Genomic DNA, 9701 nt, shown 5'->3' with positions numbered 1-9701 from the left:
GGTGGGGGAAGGCATGGCGGTCGGGGAAGCGGGCGCGAGGCGAGGCGCAAAACCGGGATTGTAGGCAGAGCCGGAGGTTTTCGCATGCCGGATACCGCAAAACGCATAAACTCGGGGTATGTCGTTTACGTTTTTTCGCCTTTCCCGCAGTAGCGGCAGGAGGGGGTGCCCGTGAGCGCCGACGGCCATTCCGCGACGCCGGGCCAGGCCGTCCGGCACGGCGCGCCCCTGGCGCGGCTGACCCTGGTCCTGTTCGTGCTGCTCATCGTCTATGCCAGTCTCTACCCGTTCGCCGGCTGGGTCGACGTCGGCTTGCCGGCGTTCGCCTATCTGGCCGCCCCGTGGCCGCAATATTGGGTAGGCACGGAAATACTGGCCAACGTCGCGGCCTACGCGCCGGCCGGCGCCCTGTTCGTGTGGGCCGTCTATCCGGCCTGCCGCGGCGCTGCGGCGGTGCTGCTGGCCGTGCTGTTCTGCGGGGCGTTGTCGGGCGGGATGGAGGCTTTGCAGACCTATCTGCCCAACCGCATCGCCTCGAACGTGGACCTGGCCGCCAATGCCATGGGCGCGCTGTGCGGGGCGCTGGCCGGGGTGGCGACGGCCGCCCGCCTGATCGGCGCCGGCGCGCTGGCGCGCTGGCGCGAGCGCTGGTTCATGCCCTGGGCGGCGCCCGCGCTGATCCTCACCACGCTCTGGGTCTTCATGCACATCCCGCGCCAGCCCATGTTGTTCGGCACCGGCGAGCTGTGGCTGGTGGCCGGCGACTGGGTGGCCTGGCCTTCCGTGCTGCTCGGGGCATTGTGGCCGCCGTCGCCCGGCCAGCGGATCGCGGCCGAGGCGCTGTGCACCGGCAGCGCCGTGATGGGCGTGTCGATGCTATTGCTGCACGCCGCCCGGCCCGTGGCCAGGCGCGGTATTCTTCCGCTGGCGCTGGTGGCATGCGCCTTGCTGATCAAGGTGGCGCTGCAGCCTTTGGCGGTGCCCGCGCAGGCGCCGGATGCCTGGGTGACGGCGGGCGCGGTGGCCGGGGCGGCGGCGGGCGCGGCGCTGGCCTGCGGGTGCGCCTATGCCGCCGCGCGCTGGCAGCGGGGCTTGGGCATACTGGCCCTGTGCGTGCAACTGGCCCTGGTCAACCTGTTCCCATCGGACGAGTATTTCGGCGTGACCACGGCGGCCGCGCGCACCGGCTGGCTGCACCTGGAGCCGCTCACGCTCGGCCTCTCGGTGTTCTGGCCGCTGGCGGCGCTGTTGTTCCTGGCCTGGCGCCGGTCGCGGTAGCGGCAGGCGAGCGGGCATTGTTTGCCGCCGGGCCGCCCCAAGGCAAACAGCCCCCTCGGGGGGCAGCGCCGCCGCGCAGCGGCAAGCGTGGGGGCATTGTTTGCCGCCGGGCCGCCCCAAGGCAAACAGCCCCCTCGGGGGGCAGCGCCGCCGCGCAGCGGCAAGCGTGGGGGCATATTCTCTTATTGAGGCCGTATGGAATCCTATTACAAGCACCATGTCTTCTTCTGTCTGAACGAGCGCGGCGCCGACGCGCCGCGCCCCAGTTGCGCGCGCCAGGGCGCCGAGGCCATGCAGGACTACGCCAAGAAGCGGATCAAGAAACTGGGCCTGTCCGGCAAGGGCGAGATCCGCATCAACAAGGCCGGCTGCCTGGACCGCTGCGAAGAAGGGCCGGTGCTGGTGGTCTATCCCGAAGGCGTCTGGTACACCTACGTGGACGAGAGCGACATCGACGAGATCATCGATTCCCACCTGGTCCGGGGCGAGCCGGTCGAACGCCTGATGATCTGAGGAAGCAACATGGCAGTTTCTACCGAGAGCCTGGTTTTCGAGGGACAGGCCGGCGCGGTCGATTGCGCCTTCGACATTCCCGACGGCGGCATCGACGCGGCGCGCGGCTGGGCGCTGATGCTGCACCCCCATCCCCTGTTCGGCGGCACGCGCGACAACAAGGTCGTCACTACGGTGGCGCGGGCCTGCGCGCAGCAGGGGCTGGCGGTGCTGCGGCCCAATTTCCGCGGCGTCGGCAAGTCCGCCGGCGAGTTCGACAACGGCTCGGGCGAAGCGGCCGACATGCTGGCCGTGGCCTCCCAGTTCCGCGCGCGTTTTCCCGCGCTGGCGCAGGGCGTTTTCGTGCTGGGCGGCTTTTCGTTCGGCAGCGCCGTGGCCAGCCAGGTGCACGCGGGCTGCACGCGGCAGGACGGCGGCTGGCCGGTTGCCGGCCTGATGCTGCTGGGCACGGCGGCCAGCCGCTTTTCCGTAGCCATCGTGCCGGAGGACACTCTGGTGGTCCACGGCGAGCAGGACGACACCGTGCCGCTTGCATCGGTCATGGACTGGGCCCGTCCGCAGAGCCTTCCGGTAACCGTGATTCCCGGCTCGGGGCATTTCTTCCACGGCAGCCTCGTCGTGGTCAAGCGCCTCGTGCTGGACTACCTGGGCCGGGTATTGCCCAGGGCCGGCGCACGGTAGCATTCCGTTGCATCCCGCGCGCGGCGCCATGCGGCCGAGCTGGCGGCGCGGGTGCCTATAATCCTGGGTTTCCACCCCGCATCGCGGGGCCGGCGCGGACGCGGGCCACTATGGCCGGACCCGGCACGGCCCCATTTTTGCCCGACAATCCTCCCCATGAAACTGCGCTTTTCCTCGTTCGGCCCGGGACGCCACCGATTCGCCCTGGCCGCAGCCGCTTCGGCTTGCATCCTCGCGTTCTCGGCCGTCCCCGCGCCCGTCCTGGCCGCGGCGGCTCCGGCCGCCGCTCCTGCCCCGGCCGCCGCGCCGGCGGCGCCCGCCGTCTCGACGGTCGGTTTGCTGTCTTCCGTGCCCGCGCCCGCCATTGCCGCCAAGGCGTGGGTGACCATCGACGTCACCAGCGACCAGATCCTGGCCGAAGAGCGTGCCGATGAGCGTATCGAGCCCGCGTCGCTGACCAAGGTCATGTCGGCGTATCTGGTCTTCGACGCGCTCAACGAAAAGCGCCTGACGCTGGGCCAGACCGTCAATGTGTCGCAGAAAGCCTGGCGCACCGGCGGCTCGCGCATGTTCGTCGAGCCGCGCAAGCCCGTCACCGTGGAAGAGCTGATCCGCGGCATGATCGTCCAGTCGGGCAACGATGCCACCGTGGCGCTGGCCGAAGCCGTGGCCGGCAGCGAGGACGCCTTCGCCGCGCTGATGAACCAGGAAGCCGCGCGCCTGGGCATGAAGAATACCCACTTCACCAACTCCACCGGCCTGCCCGATCCGCAGCACGTGACTACCGTGCGCGACATGGCCATCCTGGCCAAGCGCCTGATCCAGGACCATCCGGATCACTACGCCTACTACAAGGAACGCCAGTTCGCCTACAACAAGATCACCCAGCCCAACCGCAACCGGCTGTTGTGGATCGATCCGTCGGTGGACGGCATGAAGACCGGCCACACCGATGCCGCCGGCTACTGCCTGATCTCGTCGGCCAAGCGCGGCGATCGCCGCATGCTCACCGTGCTGGTGGGCGCCGCCAGCGAAAGCGCGCGGGCGCAGGAAAGCCTGAAACTGCTGAACTGGGGCTACCAGAACTTCGATACCGTGAAGGTTTACGATGCCAAGCAGGCCATCGTCGAGCCTCCGGTCTGGAAGGGCAGCGCCAGCAAGGCCAAGCTCGGCTCCCAGTCGGAAGTATGGGTCACCGTCCCGCGCGGGCAGGCCGGCAACGTCAAGTCGACCATCGAGCGCACCGATCCGCTGGTTGCGCCGCTGCAGGCCGACCAGCAGGTCGGCACGCTCAAGCTGACGCTGAACGACAAGCCCGTGCGCGAAGTGCCGCTCAAGGTGCTGGAGCCGGTGGAGCTGGCCGGCATTTTCGGCCGCGCCTTCGACGCAGTCCGCTTGTGGTTCAAATGATTGCGCCCCGATGAGGAGCTGAGATGATTCCCGGGATGAGCGGTGATCCGCAGGTCTATCTGAACGGCGAGTTCACGCCTTTGTCGCAGGCCAAGGTGTCGGTGCTGGACCGGGGCTTCATTTTCGGCGACGGGATTTACGAGGTGGTGCCGGTGTATGGGCGCAAGCCGTTCCGGATGGGACATCATCTGGCGCGGTTGCGGCGTAGTCTGGAGGCGGTGCGGATTGCGAATCCGCATGACCAGGCGGGCTGGGAGGATCTGGTCGGGAAGTTGATCGCAACCTCGGACGCCCCGGACCAGATCGTGTACCTGCAGGTGACGCGCGGCGTGGCGCGGCGGGATCATGCTTTTCCGGCCGATGCCGTGCCGACCGTATTCGGCATGGCCACCCCGTTCGCGTGGCCCGGCGCCGAGCTGCGGGAGCAAGGCGTGCGCGCGGTGAGCATGCCGGACGAGCGCTGGCTGCATTGCGAGATCAAATCCACGTCGCTGCTGGGGAACGTGCTGGCCCGGCAGTTCGCGGTCGACCGCGACGCGGTGGAGACCGTCATGTTCCGCGACGGCTTCCTGTCCGAAGGCTCGTCCAGCAACGTCTGGGTGGTCAAGAACGGTGTGCTGGTTGCGCCGGAGAGGAACCACCTCATCCTGGAAGGCATCCGCTACGGCTTCATCCAGGAAATGGCCGCGGCCCGCGGGATCCCGCTCGAGATGCGGAAGATCGCGCAGGCCGAGGTCGAAGCGGCCGACGAACTCATGCTGTCGTCGGCCACCAAGGAAATCCTGCCCATCGTCTCCCTGGACGGCAAGCCCGTCGGCGCGGGCCGTCCCGGCCCGGTCTATGCACAATTGCGCCAGAGCTACGACGAGGCAATCGCAGCGCTTGCGCGCAGGGTTGGTTAATCATGGCTACCACTCCCGACATCCCCGGCAAGGGGGAATCGCTGATCGAATACCCGTCGGATTTTCCGATCAAGGTCATGGGGGCATCCCATCCCGAGTTCGTCGCCGTCCTGACCGAGGTCGTCCTGCGGCACGACCCCGCCTTCGATCCCGAAACGGTCGAGCAGCGCCCCAGTTCCAGCGGCAACTACCTGGGGCTGACTTTCATCGTGCGGGCCACCTCGCGCGAGCAGCTCGACGCCCTGTACCGCGAGCTCACCTCGCATCCGATGGTGAAATACGTGCTCTGACGCCGCCTCGGCCGGATTTCCGCCGGTCTGGCCCGCTGCTCGTCGGGTATGCTAAATTGTGAATGATTCTCAATTTTATTACCGAACGAGTTGACGGGACGACGTGTTTCCTGACGCCGGGGAGGGGGTATGGCGCAGAACGACCTGAGCGGAGGGGTGCCGATCGATGGTCTGTTTCGGGATCATCGAGGCTGGCTGCAAGGCTGGCTGCGCCGTAAGCTCGGCAACAGCGCCGATGCGGCGGACCTGCTGCAGGAAACTTTTTTGCGCGTGCTCGGCGGCCGCACGGCATTCCGCTTCCAGGCCTCCGACCGCTTCGATCCGCGCCGGCAACTGGCCTTGATCGCCAACGGCCTGGTCATCAGCAAGTGGCGCCGCGATGCCCTGGAGCGCGAATACCTGGCGGCGTTGGCCGCGATGGAGCCGGCCAGCGCGCCGTCGCCCGAAGCGCGGGCCGTCGCGTTCGAGCTGTTGTGCGAGATCGACGCCATGCTCGACGAATTGCCGCCCAAGTGCCGCCAGGCCTTCTTGCTGGCGCAACTGGACGGCATGTGCCAGCAGCGCATCGCGGCCGAACTGGGCGTGACGCGCCGCACGGTGCACAACTACCTGGCTCGCGCCATGGTGGCGTGCAGCGTGTACCTGATGAAGCAGGGGGGCTGAGCCATGCCCATGCCCAGGCCGGGCGGCAGTCTCGAACACCCGCTCGACGAGGCCGATCTGCATGCCCTGCGCGAAGCCGCCGACTGGTTCGCCCGCCTGCAGGACGCCGGCCCGGACAGCGCCCTGCGCCGGCAATGGGAGTCGTGGCTGCATGCCGCCGACGCGCACGCCCGAGCGTGGGAATGGATGATGCTGGTCAGCGGCAAGATGGCCGGGCTCAAGTCGGCCGCGGGGGCGCCCGTATCGACCTTGCTGCGCGGCAACAAGGCGCGTGGCCGCCGCCGCGCGCTCGGCGCCGGCCTGGCGCTATTGTTCTGCGGCGGGGCGGCGGCGCCCATGGTGTTCCGAAGCTTGCCGCTGCGGGTCTGGATGGCTACCCACCACGCCCCGACCGGCAGCATCGAACGCATCGTGCTCGCCGACGGCTCCACGCTCTGGCTCGATACCGACAGCGCGGTCAATGTGCGCCTCGGCGCGGCGGCCCGCCGCCTCGAACTCGTACAGGGCCGCATTTTCATCGAAACCGCGCCGGATCGCGAGCGGCCCGCCCGTCCGTTCGAAGTGACGTCCGCCCTCGGCGTGCTGCGGCCGCTGGGCACGCGTTTCTGCGCCAGGATGGACGAAGGCGGCCTCGACGTCGCGGTGTTCGACGGGGCGGTCGACTGCAGGCCGTCCGGCGCGGAGACGGCAGGGCGCATCGTGCCGGCCGGGTCGGCGGCGACGCTCGGGCGCGGCGGCGTCGCCAGCCTGCGTCCCGCGAGCAGGGCGATGCAAGCCTGGATCGACGGCGTGCTGGTCGCCGAAGACGTTCCCCTGGGAGCGTTCATCCGCGAACTCTCGCGCTACCGCAAAGGCGGCGTGCATTGCCATCCTGCCGCAGCGGGCTATCGCCTAGTCGGCAGTTTTCCCTCCGGCGACGTGGACGCCACGCTGGCGGCCATTGCGCGGACCCTGCCGGTGCGCATCGAACGCGGCGGACGCGAACGGATCGAGGTCGTGCCCGCGGGTTGAGTGCGCTCAGGATCAGGCGCGTGTCGGCCTGGGGAACTTTGAAATATCTTGTTTCAACTGTGGCGGGCAAGTTTTTTCCCACTTTCCGTTGCCGTTCGGTACCTCCCATGACAGGCCACTTCGGGCCATAGCCAAAGGGAAGGTTCATGCGGTTGACGAAGGGAGGGCGCGCCGGGCGCGGAGCCGGCGCGCGGGGGGTGCGGTGGCGGGGCGCCGCGCGATGCATGGCCGTGGCGCTGGCCGTCGCCGCGGGCGCGGCCGTGGGCCAGGAGGCGAAGACCCCCGAACCGGCGGCGCAGTCGCGGCGCTACGAGATTCCGGCGGGCAGTCTGCGCGGCGTGCTCGAAGCCTTCATGGCGCAATCGGGCGTGCTGCTGTCGATCGACAGCCGGGCCATCGAGTCGCGCCATAGCGACGGGTTGACCGGCAGCTACGGCGTAGCCGAAGGGCTGGACCGGATCCTCGCGCCGCATCAACTGCGCGCGGCTCCCCATGCTTCGGGCATCTACACGCTGGAGCCCGTTCCGCCGCGCGTGTCGGCAAGCATCCAGCAACTGTCCACCGTGCACGTGGAGGCCGATGCGATCAAGCCGGAGGACGAAGCCTACCGCACGGCCGGCTCGTCCAGCTACATCAGCCGCGAAAATATCGAACGCTTCCGCGGCACGTCGGTCGGCGACATTTTCCAGGGCACGCCGGGCGTGCTGGTGGGCGAGAACCGCAACTCGGGCGGGCTGGACGTCAACATCCGCGGCATGCAGGGACAGGGCCGGGTGCCGGTGCTGGTGGACGGCGCGCGCCAGGAAACCACGGTGTATCGCGGCTACGCGGGCGTGGCGTCGCGCAGCTACATCGATCCCGACCTGATCGGCGGCATCCAGATCGAGAAAGGCCCGAGCATGAGCGCGCAGGGCACCGGCGCGGTGGGCGGCGTGGTCAGCATGCGGACGCTCAATGCCGACGACATCGTCAAGCCCGGCAATACCTTCGGCATGCGCATGCGCGGCAGCCTGATGGGCAACAACTCCGGCTCGCCGGCGGAGCCCGGCACGATCTCCGGCTACTTCGTGCGCAACGACGCCTATCGCACCAATTGCGTGGCCGGCAGCGAGTCGAATTGCGCGGGTACCAACGACCTGAGGACCATACTCGGGCCGCAGGGCAACGGCACGCTGAATCGTCCCGATACCTATGATCCGCGCAGCTGGGCAGGCAGCCTGGCCCTGGCTTCGCGGCTGGAGTCCATGGACTTGGTGGCGGCCTACGCCACGCGCCGGCAGGGCAATTACTACGCGGGCCGGCACGGTCCCGCACCGGTGCTCGATCTGTCGAATACCGCGCCGGGAACCTTCAATCGCTGGACCAACGTCTACCCGAGCGTGGATGGCGCCTCGCGTTTCCGCGGCGGGGAAATGATCGTCAACAGCAACTACCAGAGCGAATCCTTCCTGCTCAAGAGCAAGCTCTACCTGCCCAACGACCAGGAACTGGAGCTGAGCTGGCTGCGCTACCACAGCCTGTACGGCGAACTGATGCCTTCGCAGCTGCTGGGCTTCGACTACGCCCGCCAGACCGAGAGCAGTGAAGTCACCGCCAATACCTATGCCAGCCGTTATCGCTGGAACCCGGCCGGCAACGACGCCATCGACCTGCGCGCCAACCTGTGGTTCACCAATACCCACAGCATCAACCGCAACTATTCCGGCTGGCTGGAAAGCAATCCGTGGGCGTCCAACGGCGCGGAACGCTATCGCCGCCGCGGCGGAGACCTGAGCAACACGATGGTGTTCGATGCCAAGTCGTGGGGGACGGGGGAAATCCGCTACGGCCTGGCCGCGCAAAGCGAGACGGTGGCCAGCACGGTGGACGAGGCCAGCGGCGGCGCCGCCGGCACGGGACGCGACGGCACGCGCGACGAATACAGCGCCTTTCTCGCCTTCATGTACCAGCCCGTTCCGAGCGTGACCCTGGACGCGGGCCTGCGCCACACCCGCTATTCGGCGCAGGACTACCACTCGGCCAGCGTTTGCGAATTCGTCCCGAACGACGACGGCACCGGCGGCGCCACCGAATGCGAAACGGTGCAGCCCGGCAAGTCGCGCCACAGCGGCTCGGCGCCCATCGCCAGCCTGACCTGGGAACCGCTGCCCGGCGTGCAGCTGTACGGCCGCTATGCGGAGGCGCTGCGCATGCCCAGCATGTTCGAGAGCACGAGCGGCGTGTCGGTCAGCACCGTGGTCGGCAGCTACCTGAAGCCCGAGCATGCCCGCAACCGCGAGGTCGGGGTCAACTTCCTGAAAGACGGTTTGCTGAAGAGCAGCGACAAGCTGCGGGTGAAGCTGGCCTATTTCAACAACCAGACCAGCAACTACCTGACCCGCACCATCAACAACGTCAGCGAGGGCTCGGCCAACGGCTTCTGGCGCGTGCGCAACATCGACAGCGCCCGATTCAACGGCTTCGAACTGTCGGGCGGCTACGACATGGGCATGTTCTACACCGATTTCGGCATCACCAAATACACCAAGATCGAGATCTGCCACGAGGGCAGCTACCGCCGCCAGCCGTGCACCGACTACGGCCTGGCCGCCAGCTACGTCAACAACATGATTCCGCCCAACTGGCACGGCACGCTCACGCTGGGCATGCGCCTGCTGGACCGCAAGCTGACGCTGGGCGTGCGCGGCACGTTCATGGGGGCGCGCAACCGCGTGCCCGAATTCGACGACCAGGGCGTCAACTCGGCGTTCGCGCGTCCGGTGGAGTGGCATGCCTACCGGATCTTCGACCTGTTCGCCAGCTACCGGATCAACGACACGGTGAGCGTCGATTTCAACCTCGACAACGCGACCGACCGCTACTACCTCGACGCCCTGGGACTGGGCGCGGTGCCGGCGCCCGGACGCACGGCCAGGCTGAGCGTGACGCTGCAATTCTGATTTCAACTCGCAGG

At 68.1% G+C, this 9701-nt stretch carries 9 protein-coding genes; all 9 read left to right on the top strand.

Annotated features, from left to right (window positions below):
* The first annotated feature begins 171 nt into the window (after positions 1 to 171).
* Positions 172 to 1278 (top strand): VanZ family protein, encoded by a 1107-nt coding sequence (locus PIGHUM_RS19685; RefSeq protein WP_160142362.1) that lies wholly within the window; start codon positions 172 to 174, stop codon positions 1276 to 1278.
* A gap of 195 nt (positions 1279 to 1473) precedes the next feature.
* Positions 1474 to 1791, top strand: coding sequence for a (2Fe-2S) ferredoxin domain-containing protein (locus tag PIGHUM_RS19680; RefSeq protein ID WP_124081426.1), 318 nt, complete (start codon positions 1474 to 1476; stop codon positions 1789 to 1791).
* 9 nt (positions 1792 to 1800) lie between these two features.
* Positions 1801 to 2472, top strand: coding sequence for an alpha/beta hydrolase (locus PIGHUM_RS19675; RefSeq protein WP_124081425.1), 672 nt, complete (start codon positions 1801 to 1803; stop codon positions 2470 to 2472).
* A 156-nt stretch (positions 2473 to 2628) separates the two neighbouring features.
* Positions 2629 to 3882 (top strand): D-alanyl-D-alanine carboxypeptidase family protein, encoded by a 1254-nt coding sequence (locus PIGHUM_RS19670; protein ID WP_124081424.1) that lies wholly within the window; start codon positions 2629 to 2631, stop codon positions 3880 to 3882.
* A 23-nt stretch (positions 3883 to 3905) separates the two neighbouring features.
* Positions 3906 to 4784: a D-amino acid aminotransferase gene (locus tag PIGHUM_RS19665; protein ID WP_124081423.1), complete on the top strand. Its 879-nt coding sequence runs from the start codon at positions 3906 to 3908 to the stop codon at positions 4782 to 4784.
* 2 nt (positions 4785 to 4786) lie between these two features.
* Positions 4787 to 5074 carry a DUF493 family protein gene (locus PIGHUM_RS19660; RefSeq protein ID WP_124081422.1) on the top strand — a complete coding sequence of 96 codons (288 nt, stop codon included), beginning with the start codon at positions 4787 to 4789 and terminating at the stop codon, positions 5072 to 5074.
* A gap of 129 nt (positions 5075 to 5203) precedes the next feature.
* On the top strand, positions 5204 to 5737 hold the full coding sequence (locus PIGHUM_RS19655; RefSeq protein ID WP_124081421.1) for a sigma-70 family RNA polymerase sigma factor: 534 nt from the start codon (positions 5204 to 5206) through the stop codon (positions 5735 to 5737).
* Positions 5738 to 5740: 3 nt separating this feature from the next.
* Positions 5741 to 6748 carry a FecR domain-containing protein gene (locus tag PIGHUM_RS19650; RefSeq protein WP_124081420.1) on the top strand — a complete coding sequence of 336 codons (1008 nt, stop codon included), beginning with the start codon at positions 5741 to 5743 and terminating at the stop codon, positions 6746 to 6748.
* Between the two features lie 146 nt (positions 6749 to 6894).
* Positions 6895 to 9687: a TonB-dependent receptor gene (locus PIGHUM_RS19645; RefSeq protein ID WP_124081419.1), complete on the top strand. Its 2793-nt coding sequence runs from the start codon at positions 6895 to 6897 to the stop codon at positions 9685 to 9687.
* The last annotated feature ends 14 nt before the right edge of the window (positions 9688 to 9701 follow it).

It is taken from the genome of Pigmentiphaga humi, from assembly GCF_900606115.1.
In the GTDB taxonomy this organism is placed as follows: domain Bacteria; phylum Pseudomonadota; class Gammaproteobacteria; order Burkholderiales; family Burkholderiaceae_B; genus Pigmentiphaga; species Pigmentiphaga humi.
Note: the sequence above shows the minus strand (reverse complement) of the source record. Positions and strands in the feature narration are given on the sequence as shown.

Coding starts and splice junctions, on each gene's coding strand:
- PIGHUM_RS19680 (WP_124081426.1), top strand. CDS start 1,474: ATGGAATCCTATTACAAGCACCATGTCTTCTTCTGTCTGAACGAGCGC.
- PIGHUM_RS19675 (WP_124081425.1), top strand. CDS start 1,801: ATGGCAGTTTCTACCGAGAGCCTGGTTTTCGAGGGACAGGCCGGCGCG.
- PIGHUM_RS19670 (WP_124081424.1), top strand. CDS start 2,629: ATGAAACTGCGCTTTTCCTCGTTCGGCCCGGGACGCCACCGATTCGCC.
- PIGHUM_RS19665 (WP_124081423.1), top strand. CDS start 3,906: ATGATTCCCGGGATGAGCGGTGATCCGCAGGTCTATCTGAACGGCGAG.
- PIGHUM_RS19660 (WP_124081422.1), top strand. CDS start 4,787: ATGGCTACCACTCCCGACATCCCCGGCAAGGGGGAATCGCTGATCGAA.
- PIGHUM_RS19655 (WP_124081421.1), top strand. CDS start 5,204: ATGGCGCAGAACGACCTGAGCGGAGGGGTGCCGATCGATGGTCTGTTT.
- PIGHUM_RS19650 (WP_124081420.1), top strand. CDS start 5,741: ATGCCCATGCCCAGGCCGGGCGGCAGTCTCGAACACCCGCTCGACGAG.
- PIGHUM_RS19645 (WP_124081419.1), top strand. CDS start 6,895: ATGCGGTTGACGAAGGGAGGGCGCGCCGGGCGCGGAGCCGGCGCGCGG.